This is a genomic window from Phenylobacterium sp., from assembly GCF_965229015.1.
Classification (GTDB): Bacteria; Pseudomonadota; Alphaproteobacteria; order Caulobacterales; family Caulobacteraceae; genus Phenylobacterium.
Window position 1 is genome coordinate 3,175,544 of the sequence record NZ_CBDDIM010000001.1, and the last position, 14,891, is coordinate 3,190,434.

The 14,891-nt window shown below is 70.4% G+C and carries 9 protein-coding genes; 5 read left to right on the forward strand and 4 right to left on the reverse strand.

Annotated features, from left to right (window positions below):
- Positions 1-27 precede the first annotated feature (27 nt).
- Complete coding sequence (locus ACO06I_RS16020) at positions 28-1,149, forward strand: AI-2E family transporter (protein ID WP_421933557.1); 1,122 nt, start codon at positions 28-30, stop codon at positions 1,147-1,149.
- Positions 1,150-1,352: 203 nt separating this feature from the next.
- Positions 1,353-6,203 (forward strand): NAD-glutamate dehydrogenase, encoded by a 4,851-nt coding sequence (locus ACO06I_RS16025; RefSeq protein ID WP_421933558.1) that lies wholly within the window; start codon positions 1,353-1,355, stop codon positions 6,201-6,203.
- A 4-nt stretch (positions 6,204-6,207) separates the two neighbouring features.
- Here ACO06I_RS16025 and ACO06I_RS16030 read toward each other — a convergent pair whose 3' ends face one another.
- The 4 genes from ACO06I_RS16030 to ACO06I_RS16045 form a co-directional block, all read right to left on the reverse strand.
- The gene (locus tag ACO06I_RS16030; RefSeq protein ID WP_421933559.1) at positions 6,208-7,515 is read right to left on the reverse strand and encodes an Hsp70 family protein; all 1,308 of its coding nucleotides are present in this window, start codon (positions 7,513-7,515) and stop codon (positions 6,208-6,210) included.
- A 95-nt stretch (positions 7,516-7,610) separates the two neighbouring features.
- Entirely contained in the window at positions 7,611-9,896 is a 2,286-nt protein-coding gene (locus ACO06I_RS16035; protein ID WP_421933560.1) for an NADP-dependent malic enzyme, read from the reverse strand.
- 119 nt (positions 9,897-10,015) lie between these two features.
- Positions 10,016-10,660, reverse strand: coding sequence for a glutathione S-transferase family protein (locus ACO06I_RS16040; protein WP_421933561.1), 645 nt, complete (start codon positions 10,658-10,660; stop codon positions 10,016-10,018).
- A 310-nt stretch (positions 10,661-10,970) separates the two neighbouring features.
- Positions 10,971-11,594: a TetR/AcrR family transcriptional regulator gene (locus ACO06I_RS16045; protein ID WP_421933562.1), complete on the reverse strand. Its 624-nt coding sequence runs from the start codon at positions 11,592-11,594 to the stop codon at positions 10,971-10,973.
- Positions 11,595-11,791: 197 nt separating this feature from the next.
- Here ACO06I_RS16045 and ACO06I_RS16050 point away from each other — a divergent pair, with 197 nt between their 5' ends.
- From ACO06I_RS16050 to ACO06I_RS16060, 3 genes are all read left to right on the forward strand, one after another.
- On the forward strand, positions 11,792-12,412 hold the full coding sequence (locus ACO06I_RS16050; RefSeq protein WP_421933563.1) for a glutathione binding-like protein: 621 nt from the start codon (positions 11,792-11,794) through the stop codon (positions 12,410-12,412).
- A gap of 194 nt (positions 12,413-12,606) precedes the next feature.
- Positions 12,607-13,380, forward strand: a complete 774-nt coding sequence (dapB, locus tag ACO06I_RS16055; protein ID WP_421933643.1) for a 4-hydroxy-tetrahydrodipicolinate reductase — start codon at positions 12,607-12,609, stop codon at positions 13,378-13,380.
- Positions 13,381-13,440: 60 nt separating this feature from the next.
- Positions 13,441-14,886, forward strand: a complete 1,446-nt coding sequence (locus tag ACO06I_RS16060; RefSeq protein WP_421933564.1) for an amidase family protein — start codon at positions 13,441-13,443, stop codon at positions 14,884-14,886.
- Positions 14,887-14,891: the final 5 nt, after the last annotated feature.

A 14,891-nucleotide genomic window follows, 5' to 3' on the forward strand; every position in this document is an offset into this window, starting at 1 on the left:
CCCGCGACCCCGAGGACAGTCGGCTCCATGCCCGCCGCCGAACCGACCACCAACGTCTCCCGCATCTGCCTCGTCATCCTGGCCGTGATCGCCAGCGGCGCGACCATCTATTGGCTCGCCGACATCCTGACGCCGCCGGCCATGGCCATGTTCCTGGCCATCGTCATCGACGGGTTCGCCCGGGTGCTGAAGCGGCGGTTCCGCTGGCTGCCCTCCAGGGCCGCCATGCCGGTGGCCATCATCGTCTCCATCCTGCTGTTCGGCACGGCCCTGTTCGTGATCGCCGACAACGGCGCGACCTTCGCCACCCAGCTGGTCACCTATGTGCCCAAGCTCAACAAGCTGATCGCCCAGGTGGCCAATGTGGCCGGGCTCGACGTGGCGCCCACCATCGAGCAGCTGCTGAGCCGGCTCGACCCCAGCAAGTACATCGGCGACGCGGCCCGCGGCATCCAGGGCTTCGCCTCCAACGCCATCTTCATCCTGATCTATCTGGGCTTCATCATCGCCTCGCGGCACGCCTTCGAGCGCAAGATGGTGGGGCTGTCCAACAACCGCGCCAAGCGTCACGAGGCCCTGGAGGCCTTCCAGCGCATCCGCGACGGGGTGGAGCAGTACCTCTGGGTCCAGACCGTCACCGGCCTGATGATCGCGTTGGGCTCCTGGCTGGTGATGGCGATCCTCGGCCTCGACAACGCGGTGTTCTGGGCCTTCCTGATCTTCATCGCCTCCTACATCCCTATCATCGGGGGGGCGATCGGCATCCTGGCGCCGCCGATCTTCGCGCTCATCCAGTTCGAGCCGGTCTGGCCCGCCATCGTCCTGCTGGCGGTGCTGCAGTCGATCCAGTTCGTGGTGGGCAACGTGGTCCTGCCGCGCATGCAGGGGCAAAGCCTCAATATCGATCCCCTGGTGGTGCTGCTCAGCCTGGCCTTCTGGGGGGCGATCTGGGGGGTGGCCGGCATGTTCCTCTCCACCCCGCTGACGGTGATGGCCATGGTCATCCTGGCCCAGTTCGACGGAACCCGCTGGGTCGCTGTCCTGTTGTCCGCCGACGGGGAGCCCGAAAAGCTGCGGGACCGGAAGGCCGGACTCGCGCCCGACGAAACGCCGAAATCAAAACGTCCTCGCCGCGTCACGCAAGCGTGACGCCGAGGGCCAAACCCCGGGGTCTTCAACTTGGCCGTTCAATACCTATCTGAGTGTGGCTCGGGCGAGTCCCGACACCCCGACGCCCGCTTTCTCAGCCCCCGGGCGTCGCGAGGACCGAGTGTTTCGCCACCCCCCCTAGGCGGAACCAGGCGCCGCCGGACACTCTCCTCCGGCGGCGTTCTCGCGTCCGGAGCCGGGGCATGACCCGCCGCCTCAAGCCCGCCAGGTCCGCCCTCCCCCTGATCAAGGCCTTCCTGGCCCTGGTTCCCGAGGGCGAGGCCAGCCGCGCCTTCATCGAGCAGACCGCCGCCGACGCCGCCCCCGACGAGCTGCCCGAACTGCCCGTCCCCGACCTGGCCGGCGCGCTCGCCGACTTCTGGGCCTTCGCCGAGACCCGGCGGGGCAAGGGGCCGGCCATCCGTCTGGTCCACGGCCAGGCCGGCCTCGACCGTCTGGAGATCGTCCAGGACGACGCCCCCTTCCTGGTGGACAGCGTCATGGGCGAGCTGGCCGAGCAGGGCCTGTCGGTCCGCGCCATGTTCCACCCGGTGGTCGGCGTGGCCCGCGACCGCAAGGGCGTGCGCGGCGAGGCCGGCGCCCCCCGCCGGGAATCCATGATCCAGGTGGTGCTGGAGACCGTCGGCGAGGACCGCGAGGCGGCCCTGATGGCCGGTCTGAAGGCCGCCCTGGCCGACGTCCGCGCCGCGGTGGACGACTTCCCCGCCATGCTGGCCCTGATGCGCCGGGCCATCGAGGAGCTGGGGGCCGCCCCCAAGAGCGAGGTCCGCGACGAGGATATCGCCTTCCTGTCCTGGCTGCACGACGAGCACTTCGTCTATCTCGGCGCCCGGGTCTACGAGTACCCGCGCCTGAAGAACGGCGACTATGCGCCGGAGGAACCCCTCTACCAGCCGCAGGATGGGCTGGGCGTGCTGCGCGATCCCGAGCGCACCGTCCTGCGCCGCTCGTCGGAGCCCGCGGTCCTCACCGCCCAGATCCGCTCGCGCCTGGGCGATCCGCCGGTGGTGGTGGCCAAGTCCAACGTCCGCTCGCGGGTCCACCGCCGCGGCTACATGGATTATGTGGGCATCAAGCGCTACGGCGCCGACGGCAAGCCCTGCGGCGAGATCCGCTTCGTGGGCCTGTTCACCTCCGAGGCCTATGACGAGCCGGCGCGCGACGTGCCCCTGCTGCGGGCCAAGGTGGCCAACCTGCTGGAGCGGGCCGGCGCCACGCCGGGCAGCCACAACGAAAAGCGCCTGCGCAACATCGTCGAGAACCACCCCCGCGACGAGCTGTTCCAGGCCAGCGAGGACGACCTGCTGGCCACCTGCCTGGCGGTCCTGCACCTCTATGACCGGCCCCGGGTGCGGCTATTCGAGCGCCGCGACCCCTATGACCGCTTCGCCTCGGTGCTGCTGTTCGTGCCGCGCGAGCGCTACGATTCCGACCTGCGGACCACGGCCGGCGACCTGCTGGCCAAGGCCTATGGCGGCCGGGTCTCGGCCTATTATCCCTACTTCTCCGACGCCCCCCTGGCCCGGGTCCACTTCATCATCGGCTTCACGCCGGGCCAGCACCTCGATCCCGACCTGAGGGCCATCGAGGCCCAGGTGACCCAGGCCAGCCGCACCTGGGAGGATCGCTTCGACGCCGCCGTCCGCGCCAGCGGCCGGCCCACCGACGAGGTCGCCGACCTCCTGGCCCGCTACGCCCACGCCTTCCCGGCCGGCTATCGGGACAATTACGACGCCGGCGAGGCCCTGGCCGACCTGGCGGTGATCGACAGCCTGGAGGCCGACGAGCCGGTTCGGGTGCGCGCCTATCGCCGCCCCGCCGACGGCAAGACCCAGTTCCGCTTCAAGCTCTACCGCCCCGGCGCCCCGGCGCCCCTGGCTGACGTCCTGCCGATCCTGGAGAACATGGGCCTCAAGGCCATGGTGGAGACCGGCTTCCCGGTCACCCGCGTCGGCGCGGACCCGGTCTGGGTCCACGACTTCGAGCTGGAGGACCCGCGCGGCGAGCACCTGGTCTTCGCCGAGGTGAAGCTGGCCTTCGAATACGCCTTCGTCGCCATCTGGAGCGGCCGCACCGAGAATGACGGCTTCAACCGCCTGGTGCTGGAGCTCTCCATCACCTGGCGCGACGCGGCCCTGATCCGGGCGCTCGCCCGCCACCGCCAGCAGTCGGGCCTGGACCCTAGCCAGAGGGTGCAGGAGGCCGCGCTCTCCAACCACCCCGGGGTGGCGCGCCTGATCCTGGATCTGTTCCGCACCAAGTTCCATCCGGCCATCAACGCCGACCTCGCCGCCCGCCAGATCCAGGCCGACGCGGTGATGGCCGAGATCGTCGAGGCCCTGCAGCTCGTCGAGAGCCTGGACGACGACCGGGTTCTGCGCCGCCTGGCTCTGCTGGTGGGGGCCATCAAGCGGACCAACTACTACCAGCCCGGTCCCGACGGTCACGCCAAGCCCTATATCAGCTTCAAGGTGGCCTCGGGCGAGCTGGCCGACCTGCCCCTGCCCAAGCCCTTCCGCGAGATCTTCGTCTGGGCGACCCATGTGGAGGGCGTCCACCTGCGCTTCGGCCCCGTCGCCCGGGGCGGCCTGCGCTGGAGCGACCGGCGCGACGACTTCCGCACCGAGGTCCTGGCTCTGGCCAAGGCCCAGAACACCAAGAACGCGGTGATCGTGCCCGTGGGCTCCAAGGGCGGCTTCTATCCCAAGCAGCTCCCCAAGGGCGGTGCGGCCGAGGCGGTGCGGACCGAGGGGATCCGCGCCTACACCACCTTCCTGCAGGGCCTGCTGGACATCACCGACAACCTGACCCCGGACGGCAAGGTCATCCACCCCGAGAACGTCGTGGTCCACGACGCCGACGACCCCTATCTGGTGGTGGCCGCCGACAAGGGCACCGCCACCTTCTCCGACATCGCCAACGGCGTCGCCGAGTCCTACGGCTTCTGGCTGGGGGACGCCTTCGCCTCGGGCGGCTCGGCCGGCTACGACCACAAGGTCATGGGCATCACCGCCCGCGGCGCGTGGGAGGCGGTGAAGCGCCACTTCCGCGAGCTGGGCAAGGACATCCAGAGCGAGCCCTTCACCGTGGTCGGCGTCGGCGACATGTCCGGCGACGTGTTCGGCAACGGCATGCTGCTGTCGCGCCAGACCCGGCTGCTGGCGGCCTTCGACCACCGCCACATCTTCCTCGACCCCGATCCCGACCCGGCCAGGAGCTACGCCGAGCGCGAGCGCATGTTCGCCCTGCCCCGCTCCTCCTGGGACGACTATGACCGCAAGCTGATCTCCAAGGGCGGCGGGGTCTTCCCCCGCAACCTGAAGTCCATTCCGCTCTCCCGCGAGGTCCGCGCCATGCTGGAGATCGGCGCGGAGTCGGCCACCCCGGCCGAGCTGCTGTCGGCCATCCTCAAGGCGCCGGCCGAGCTGCTCTATCTCGGCGGCATCGGCACCTATGTGAAGGCCCGGACCGAGGGCCACCTGGACGTGGGGGACAAGACCAACGACGCCCTGCGGGTCAACGGCGCCGACCTGCGGGTCAAGGTGGTGGGCGAGGGCGCCAATCTGGGCCTCACCCAGGCCGGCCGCATCGAGTTCGCGCTGAAGGGCGGCAAGATCAACACCGACGCCATCGACAACTCCGCCGGGGTCGATTCCTCCGACCACGAGGTCAATATCAAGATCGCCACCGGCATCCTCGAGCGGACCGGAGTGCTGACCCGGCCGCGACGCGACAAGCTGCTGAAGTCGATGACCCAGGACGTGGCCGCCCACGTCCTGTCGCACAACTACGACCAGACCCTGGCTCTGTCCCTGATGGACCTGGACGCCGTCGGCGAGCTGGAGCCCCACGCCCAGTTCATGACCCGGCTGGAGCAGGCCGGGCGGCTGGACCGCGCGGTGGAGGGCCTGCCGGACCCGGGCGTCATCGCGGCCCGGGCCGAGGCCGGACGCGGCATGACCCGGCCGGAAGAGGCGGTGCTGCTGGCCTATGGCAAGCTGGAGCTCTCCCACGACATCGTCGCCTCGGCGGCGCCCGACGACCCGCACTTCGAGGCGGTGCTGGAGGGCTATTTCCCCAAGGGGCTTCGCAAGTACGACGACGCCCTGCGCAAGCACCGCCTGCGCCGGGAGATCATCGCCACCGTGGTGGCCAACGACGTGATCAACCGCTGCGGGCCGAGCTTCCCCTCGCGCCTGATGGCGGCGGCCTCCTGCGACACCCGCGCCTTCGTCACCGGCTACGAGGCGGCCAAGGCGGTGCTGGACCTGCCGGCCCTGTGGGACGCCGTCGCCGATCTCGACCCCAAGATCCCGGGCCAGACCCCGGCGGCGGGCCAGATGGCCCTGTTCCGCCGCCTGGCCTACACCCTGCGCGGCGAGACCTTCTGGCTGGCCCGCCGGGCCGGGCGCGAGGGCTCGGGGGTGGCCGACCTGATCAAGCGCTACGGCCCCGGCACCGCCACCCTGCGCAAGCTGGGCCCCGGCGTGCTCTCCAGCGTCGAGCAGGACCGCACCGCGGCCCAGATCGCCAAGCTGGTGGAGGCCGGCGCGCCGGAGGCCCTGGCGACCCAGGTGGCCAACCTGCAGCCGCTCACCACCGCGGTGGATCTGGTGGACCTGGCCGAGGCCTCCTCCTGGGCCCTGCCCAGCGTGGCCAGGCTCTATCACCAGACCGGCGAGGTCTTCGCCTTCGACCGCCTGCGGGCGGCGGCGGGGGGCTTCACCGCCGGGGACGCCTTCGAGCGCACCGCGGTGCGGCGGCTGCTGGAGGACCTCCTGGCCGAGCAGGCGGTGCTGACCCGCTCGATCATGGCCTTCGCCGCCAGCGCCCAGGCCGGCGAGAGCGCCGAGACCGCCCAGAAGGCCGTGGCCTCCTGGGCCGCCCTGCGCCACGACGCCGCCCAGGCGGCCCGCAAGGCGGTGGACGAGATCGAGGCGGCCGGCGGCGGCTGGACCTTCGCCAAGCTCACCATCGCCAACGCCGCCCTGCGCGAACTGGCCGCCAGCGCCACCTTGGAGAAGAAGCGGTAAGAAATTACGCGGACAGGTCCGCCCGGCGGCACCAGCGGTCGAGGTCGCGCTCCCGGCCCATCAGGGCCAGGCCCGAGGCGATGGATTCCAGCTCGCTGCCGCTCTCGATCCTCGACGGGTCGAAGCGGCGGTGGAAGATGGCCCGCACCGCCGGCACCAGGGAGGAGCCGCCGGTGAGGAACACCCGGTCGATCTGGCCCGGCGCCAGGCCCGACTCGGCCAGGGCCTCGTCGACGGCGGTCTCGATCAGGGCCAGCTCCGGCGCGATCCAGCCCTCGAACTGCGCGCGCTCGACGTGGCGGCGGATCTCGATGCTGCCGGCGGCGAAGCTGAACTCCGCGGCGGTCTCCCGTGACAGGGCCTCCTTCAGCCGGCTCACCGAGCGGTACAGCAGGTAGCCGTAGTTCTCGTCCAGGGTCTCCACCAGCCGGGCGATCTTGTCGGGCTCGACGGCCTCGCGCACCAGCTTGCGGATCTCGCGCATGTCGCGGCTGGCCCGCATCAGGGCCAGCTGGTCCCAGCGGGCGAAGGTGGAATAGTAGCGGTTGGGGATCGGCAGGGTCTTGCCGAAGGAGGTGTAGCTCGTCCCCTTGCCCAGCTCCGGCGAGACCAGGTGGTCGATGATCCGGTAGTCGAAGGCGTCGCCGGCCACCCCGACCCCCGACCGCCCGAGCGGCGTCGAGGCGATCTCGCCGCCCTCGCGGGAAAAGCGGATGATCGAGAAGTCGCTGGTGCCGCCGCCGAAGTCCCCCACCAGGACCGTGGCGTCGGCCTTCAGCTCGCGGGCGAAGAAGAAGGCCGCCCCCACCGGCTCGTAGGCGTAGAGGATCTCCTTGAACCCCAGCCGCGCGAAGGCCGTCTCGTAGCGACGCAGGGCCAGCTCCGGATTGGGGGCGCCGCCTGCGAAGGTCACCGGCCGGCCGACGATCACCCGGTCGGGCAGGTCGGCCAGGCCCTGTCCCGCATGGTCGCGCAGCTTCAGCAGGAAGGCCGAGAGCAGGTCCTCGAACTGGTAGCGCCGCCCGAGGATCTGGGTCTCGGTGAAGCTTTCGGAGGCCGCGAAGCTCTTGAAGGACTGGATGAAGCGGGTCTCCAGCGGGTCCTCGACATAGGCCTCGATGGCCCAGGGTCCGGCCTCCACCGTCCGCTCGTTGGGCCGCTCGGCCGGCGCGTGGAAGCTGATGGCCGAGCGGAAGGCGAACAGCTCCCCCTCCGGCGCCGGGAAATTGACCAGGGTCGCGGGGCCGCCGTCGCCGGCCAGGGCCACCACCGTATTGGTGGTGCCGAAATCGATGCCGATCGTTCCGGCCATGGCGCGCGCTCCGAGATCTCAAGGTGGGGGGACGACGGATCGCCGCCCCACCCAAGGCGCGCGACCCGCTTAGGTCGTGAGGCCGGCCTGACGCATCAGGTCTGAGCCTCCGCCAGGTCCTGCTCGTAGGCCGCCACCGTGGCCATCTGCAGGATGCGGCTGACCGAGGCCGAGAGCGGGCAGATCTGCACCGAGCGCGACAGGCCCAGCAGCAGGGGCCCGATCACCGTCGCCCCGCCCACGGCCTGGACCAGCTGGGTGGAGATGGCCGCCGAATGGATGGCCGGCATGATCAGCACATTGGCGGGCCCCGTGAGGCGCATGAACGGGTAGTTGACCCGCTTTTCCGGATCGAGCGCCAGCTCCGGCGGCATCTCGCCCTCGTACTCGAAGTCCACCTCCATCTCGTCGAGCATGGCCACGGCCTCGCGCACCTTCTCGCTGCGCTGGCCCATGGGGTTGCCGAAGGTGGAATAGGACATGAAGGCCACCCGCGGGGTGTAGCCCAGCACGCTGACGGTTCGGGCCGCCTGCAGGGCGATCTCCACCAGCTCGTCGGCCTCCGGCATCTCGGTGACATTGGTGTCGGCGATGAACAGGGTGTGGCCCTTGGCCAGCACCACGCTCATGCCCATCACCCGGCCGTTGGGGGACGGGTCGATGACCTGCAGCACCTCCTCCAGCACCTGGTCGTAGGAGCGGGTGACCCCGGTGACCATGCCGTCGGCGTGGCCGAGCGCCACCATGGAGGCGGCGAAGGAGTTGCGGTCCTGGTTGATCAGCCGCTGCACGTCGCGCTTCAGGAAGCCCTGGCGGGCCAGCCGGCTGTAGAGATAGTCGACATATTCCGGATTCCGGTGCGACAGCCGGGCGTTGATGATCTCCAGGCCGGTGTCCTTGGGATCGAGACCGGCCACGGCCATGTTCTCCAGCACCAGCTCCTCGCGGCCCACCAGCACCGCCTGGCCGAGGCCCGCGCTCTGGAAGGCGTAGGCGGCGCGGATCACGCTGGGCTCCTCGCCCTCGGCGAAGACGATCTTCTTCTTGGGCGAGGCCTGCACGGTGCCCTGCAGCTTCTGCAGGAAGGCCGCGGTGGGGTCGAGGCGCTGGGCCAGCGAGGCCCGGTAGGCGTCCATGTCCTCGATCGGCTTGCGGGCCACCCCGGAGTCCATCGCCGCCTGGGCGACGAAGGGCGGGATGTACCAGATCAGCCGGGGGTCGAAGGGCGAGGGGATGATGTACTGCGGGCCGAACTTCAGCTGCTGGCCGTGATAGGCCGCGGCCACCTCGTCGGGCACGTCCTCGCGGGCCAGCTGGGCCAGCGCGTTGGCGCAGGCGATCTTCATCTCCAGGTTCACGCGCCGCGCGCGCACGTCGAGCGCGCCGCGGAAGATGTAGGGGAAGCCCAGGACGTTGTTGACCTGGTTGGGATAGTCGCTGCGCCCGGTGCCGACGATGGCGTCGGGCCGCACGGCGTGGACCTCCTCGGGCAGGATCTCCGGATCGGGATTGGCCATGGCGAAGATCAGCGGATTGGGCGCCATCTTCATGATCATGTCCTGGGTCAGGACCCCCTTGGCCGACAGGCCCAGGAAGACGTCGGCGCCCACCAGGGCCTCGGCCAGGGTCCGGGCGTCGGTGTCGACGGCGTGGGCCGACTTCCACTGGTTCATGCCCGCGGTGCGGCCGCGATAGATGACCCCGGTGTTGTCGACGGCGATGCAGTTCTCGCTGCGCACCCCCATGGCCTTCATCAGGTCCAGGCTGGCGATCCCCGCCGCGCCCGCCCCGCAGAGCACCACCTTGACGTCCTTCAGCTCGCGGCCGGTGATGTGGCAGGCGTTGATCAGGCCCGCGCAGGAGATGATGGCCGTGCCGTGCTGGTCGTCGTGGAACACCGGAATGTCCAGCAGCTCCTGCAGCTCGGTCTCGATGCGGAAGCACTCGGGACTCTTGATGTCCTCGAGATTGATGCCGCCGAAGGTCACCCCGATGTTCTTGACCACCGTGATGATCTCGTCCGGATCGGTGGCCGAGACCTCGATGTCGATGGAATCGACGTCGGCGAAGCGCTTGAAGAGGACGCTCTTGCCCTCCATCACCGGCTTGGCGGCGAGCGCCCCCAGATTGCCCAGGCCCAGGATCGCCGTCCCGTTGGAGATCACCGCCACCAGGTTGCCCTTCGACGTGTAGTCGTAGGCCAGCTCCGGGTTCTCGGCGATGGCCAGGACCGGCACCGCCACGCCCGGCGAATAGGCCAGGCTGAGGTCGCGCTGGGTCGCCATCGGCTTGGTGGGCACGATGGCGATCTTCCCGGGGGTCGGGTCCCGGTGGAAGCTGAGGGCTTCCTCATCGGTGAAGGTGCGTTTTTCGTCGCTCATAGGGGGAGCGTGTCCTTACGGCGCTGGGGGCTTTTGAATGAAGGGCGCCAACCTACAGAGGCCGGCGCCCTGAAACAACCTGCCGCGGCGAAGCTTCGCCGTGGACGGGGCGGCGGCGGTCAGCCGGCCATGCGGGCCTTGAGCGCGGCCTGCATCTCGCCCAGCACCTTGGCGGCGGCCGGGTCCTTCTGGATGCGCCCCCAATAGGCGGCCACCTTGGTGTGCCGGGCCATGGGATCGCCCTTGCCGAACACCATGCCGAACACGCCCACGAACATCAGCATGGGGACGAGCGCGCAGTCGGCGGTGGTGACGCTGTCGCCCACCGCATAGGCGTCCTGCGTCATGAACAGGTTCAGGTGGGCCAGGCCGCTGTCGAGCTTGGCGAAGCCCTCCTCCACCACCGCGGCGTCGCGGGTGGCGGGGTTCATCTGGCCAAACAGGTTCGAGCCGCTGGCCATCACATAGAGCTCGGCGACCCGGGCGATCAGGCGGCCGCGGGCGATCTCGTCGGGCTTGGTGGGCCGCAGGCCGGAGGCCGGGAAGGCGTCGGCCAGATATTCGACGATGGTGTCGCTCTCGGGGATCACCGTGCCGTCGTCCAGCACCAGGGCCGGGATCTTGCCCATGGGATTGATCGCCAGATATTCCGCGCTCTTCAGGTCGCCCGGCGGCGGCAGGATGTGCACCGGCAGGTCCTTGGCGTAGATCGCCATGCGCGGACGCGAGGCGAAGGGCGAGAGATCGTTGGAATAGAGCTTCATGGCGTTTCCTGACGTGGTCCGGCGCGCGTCTCCAAATCGGCCGCGCCTGCGCGGGGACTCTTATGCAGGCGCGGCCGGCTCGGCCAGGGCTCGCCGCTTCATTCAGCTCATCCCGGCGAAGGCCGGGACCCGGATTCGTACAGAACTGTCGCGGTTGACCCCCCGTTCGTGTGGTTCGTGGACAATCTGATGGGCCTCACCAGCCGCACGGCTCGCGGAGTTGGGACCACGAACCACACGAACCACACGAACATCATCTGATTGACGGTCCGTGACGCATCTGGGCCCCTCGCCGGGATGAGCGGTTAGATCACCGCCCCGCCCGTCCGCAGATCAGGTCCGTCACCGCCGCCCCCATGGCCCGCAGGGTGGCCAGGTCGCCCCCGGCCCGGGCGCGGACGGCCATGGCGTTCATCACCGCCGTGGCCACCTTGGCCATGCCCGCCGCGTCAGTGGAGAGCGGCAGGTTGCCCACCTCCATGGCCCGCCGGATGCGGGCCTCGAAGGCCGCGTCGATCTCGGCCAGCGCGGCGGCCAGCACCGCGCGGATTTCCGGATCGTCCACCGCCTCGGTCACCGCCGTGCCGATCAGGAAGCAGCCCCGGGGGCCGTGGTCGCCGCGCATATAGATGCCGGCGGCGGCGTCATAGACCCGGGTCAGGGCCGCGCGCAGGTGCTCGTCCGGGGCCATGGCGGCGGCCAGGGCCGTTGTGGTCTCGGCGCGGGATTTTTCCAACGCCTTGAGATACAGGGCTTTCTTGTCGCCGAACGCGCCATAGAGGCTGGGCCGGTTCAGGCCGGTGGCGGCCGAAAGGTCGTCCAGGGAGGTGGCGGCGTAGCCGGTGTTCCAGAAGGCGGCGCGGGCCTGGTCGAGGGCCACGGCGGGGTCGTAGCTGCGCGGACGGCCGCGGGGTCGAGGCTCGTTCTGTACCACTTCGAATCAAATCCCTGAGGCGATTAATTTACTACCGTTAAGGACTTTAATGCGTGGCGCCAGGGGGTATTTCGACCCGCCGCCGGTTGAGGATTTCGCCCGCCGCGCGAGGGTCTTTATGTACTGTTTCGCACGAAACTCTTGACGCCTTTTATTTTGTATCGGACGGTACGTAAATCAACCGACCGGAGGACGTCATGGAACTCTATTTCTCCCCCCTCGCCTGCTCGCTGGCCTCCCGCATCACCGTCTATGAGGCCGGCGCCGAGGACCAGGTCGCCCTGACGCGGGTGGACACCAAGGCCAAGCGCACCGCCGAGGGCGCCGACTACCTGGCCATCAACCCCAAGGGCATGGTCCCGGCCCTGCGCACCGACGCCGGCGAGATCCTCACCGAGAACGCCGCCATCCTGCCCTTCATCGCCGACCAGTTCCCCGCCGCGAATCTCGCCCCGGCCGCGGGCCTGGAGCGGTCGCGCCTGGCCCAGTGGCTGAGCTTCATCGGCTCGGAGCTGCACAAGACCGTCTTCACCCCCCTGCTGAGCCCCACGGCCAACGAGGGCGCCAAGGCCTATGCCCGCGACGCCGCCCCGGCCCGCCTGGCCTATCTCGACGCCCACCTGGCGGGCCGCGACCACCTGCTGGACCGCTTCAGCGTCGCCGACGCCTACCTCACCGCCGTCCTGAGTTGGGCGCAGTTCGTGGGGATCGATCTCAAGGCCTGGCCGGCCGTCGCCGCCTACTATGCCCGCGTCACCGCCCGTCCCCAGGTGGCGCGCGCGATGCAGGAGGAGATCGGGCTGTTCCAGGCGGCTTAGGGGCCCAACCAACGTCATCCGGGCCGCAGCGAAGCGGAGAGCCGGCCCCAGGGGCCGCGCTCTCCGCCCCTGGGTTCCGGATCGGCCTGGCGGCCGTCCGGGATGACGGCGGGGTTGGCGCTCTCCCTTGACCCAACCCGCAGGCTCGCGGGACAAGCGCATACGGTGTTCCGTATGACCCTGGAGAGACCTCGCTGACCGCCCCCATCCGCATCGCCGTCGCCGGCGCGCTCGGCCGCATGGGCCAGGCGGTCACCGCCGCCATCGCCGCCCGCGACGACCTGGTGCTCGCCGCCCGCTTCGACCGCCCCGGCGCGGTGGGCGAGGGTCTGGTGAGCCAGGAGGCCGCCCTGGCCGCCTGCGACGTGGTGATCGACTTCACGACGCCCGCCGCCTCGGTGGCGCTCGCCCAGGCCTGCGCGGCTCGCGGCGGCCCGGCCCTGGTGATCGGCGCCACCGGCATCTCCGAGCGCGAGGGCGCGGCCATCGACGCCTGCGCCGCGAAGATCCCCATCGTGCGGGCCCGCAACTTCTCCCTGGGGGTCAACATGCTGATGGGGCTGGTGGCCCAGGCCGCCCGCGCCCTGCCGGCCCGGGACTACGATATCGAGATCTTCGAGGCCCACCACCGCCGCAAGGTCGACAGCCCCTCCGGCACCGCCCTGATGCTGGGGGAGGCCGCCGCCGAGGGGCGCGGCGTGGACCTGACCGAGGTGGCTCAGCGCGGCCGCGACGGCATCAACGGCCCCCGCGCCGAGGGCGACATCGGCTTTTCCGTCATGCGCGGCGGCGACATCATCGGCGAGCACTCGGTGACCTTCGCCGCCGAGGACGAGATCCTCACCCTCAGCCACTCGGCCCGCGACCGCGGCCTGTTCGCCCGCGGCGCCGTGGAGGCCGCCCGCTGGGTGGTGGGCAAGCCCGCCGGCGCCTACGACATGCAGGACGTCCTGGGCTTCAAGGCCTAGGCGGAGACACCAAGGCGGGGAATTCTTCTCCGCTTCATGCCTTCAGCAGCGAGAGGGACGATGCCCGGAGACATCCTCGACCAGGACGCCACCAGCCAGCTCGCAGCCCTGGCCTCCAAGCGCATCTCCGCCGAGGAGCTGCTGAAGCTGGCCCTCGGCCGCCAGGAGAAGCTGCACAAGCGCGTCAACGCCGTGGTCAACGCCGACCTGGCCTACGCCCTGGAGCGCGCCCGGGCCATCGACGACACCCGCGCCAAGGACGGCCTGCTCGGGCCCCTGGCCGGCCTGCCCATGACCGTCAAGGACACCCTGGACGTGGCCGGCATGCCCGCCTCCTCCGGCCTGGACGCCTTCCGCCACCGCATCTGCGAGGACGCCCCCGCCGTGGCCGGCGCCCGGCGGGCCGGGGCGGTGATCTGGGGCAAGACCAATGTCCCGGTGATGGCCGGGGACTGGCAGAGCTTCAACGCCCTGTTCGGGACCACGAACAATCCCTGGGACCCCGAACGCACCAGCGGCGGCTCCTCCGGCGGGGCGGCCGCGGCGCTCGCCGTCGGGATCACCGCCCTGGAGATCGGATCGGACATCGGAGGCTCCCTCCGGGTGCCGGCCCACTTCTGCGGGGTCTTCTCCCACAAGCCCACCTGGGGCCTGGTCTCGCAGATCGGCCACGTGCCGCCCCAGCCCGGCGCCCATGCCGAGCGCGACCTCAACGTCGTCGGCCCCCTGGCGCGTTCGGCGCGGGACCTGAAGCTGCTGCTCTCCGTGATCGCCGGGGGGCCGGTGGCGGCCAAGGCCCCGCCCGCCGACCTGGAGAAGACCCGCATCGGCCTGTGGCTGGAGGCCGACGGCTTCCCCCTCGACGCCGAGGTGCGCACGGTGATCGAGGCCTTCGCCGCCAAGCTGATCGCCGCCGGCGCCCAGGTGGAGCCGATCTCCAGCCCCGTGCCCGTCGATCAGCTGATGGGCGCCTACCAGGTGCTGCTGGGCTCCATCGTGGCGACCGACCTACCCGAGTCCCAGCGCAAGCAGATGGCCGCCATGCGCGGCGTCTCCAAGCTGGCGGTGACCCTGGGCGCCGACGAGCGCTCCGCCATCGCCCAGGTGCGGGCCTATACCGCCACCCACGCCGAGTGGCTGGAGGCAGACGAGGTCCGCTGCCGCCTGCGCGACAGCCTCAAGGACGTCTTCTCCCGCTTCGACGTGATCCTGGCGCCGGTGAGCGCCACCGTGGCCTTCCAGCACAACCACCGGCCCTTCGCCGGCCGCAAGATCACCTGCTCCAACGGCGAGACCCTGCCCTACGGCTCCATGCTGAACTGGATCGCGCTGGCCACGGCCTGCCACCTGCCGGTGACCACCGTGCCCGCCGGCCACGCCATGTCGGGCCTACCGGTGGGCGTCCAGCTCATCGGCCCCCACGGCGGCGACGCCAAGACCCTCGCCGTCGCCCAGGCCATCGATGAAAATATCACCGGCTTCGTGAGCCCGGCGCTGGAGTTCTAGGCCTG